This window comes from Nocardiopsis sp. MG754419, from assembly GCF_018207095.1.
Lineage (GTDB): Bacteria > Actinomycetota > Actinomycetes > Streptosporangiales > Streptosporangiaceae > Nocardiopsis.
Genome location: NZ_QOCZ01000416.1, coordinates 1 through 350, shown reverse-complemented (window position 1 = coordinate 350; position 350 = coordinate 1). Strand labels below are relative to the sequence as shown.

The following is a 350-nucleotide window of genomic DNA, read 5'->3' as shown; positions in this document are numbered from 1 at the left end:
CAACTCCGCCGAGCAGTCGCCGTCTGCGAGCGCCTCGACGTCATGGCCGCGATCGCCGGGATCATGCACAGCAGCCCGGTCCTGGAGACCCGCGACGAGGACCTCGACCGAGTGTGGGGCGTCAACTTCAAGGGCGTGCTGTACGCCTGCCAGGAAGCCGCCCGCCTGATGATCGCCGAGGGGACCCGGGGCAGCATCGTCATCATGGCCTCGGGCGCCGTCGACACCGGCGGCCCCGGCCTGCTCTGTTACGGCGTGGCCAAAGCGGCGGTCGTCCAGCTGACGAAGACCCTGGCGACCGAGATCGGCCCGCACGGCATCCGCGTCAATGCGGTGGCGCCGGGCTGGAT

General features: G+C 70.6%; 1 protein-coding gene. It reads left to right on the top strand.

Translation table 11 applies throughout. The features are described 5' to 3' along the window. The coding region (locus DSY14_RS28365; protein ID WP_211719634.1) for an SDR family NAD(P)-dependent oxidoreductase at nt 1–350 on the top strand (350 nt) is incomplete at both ends.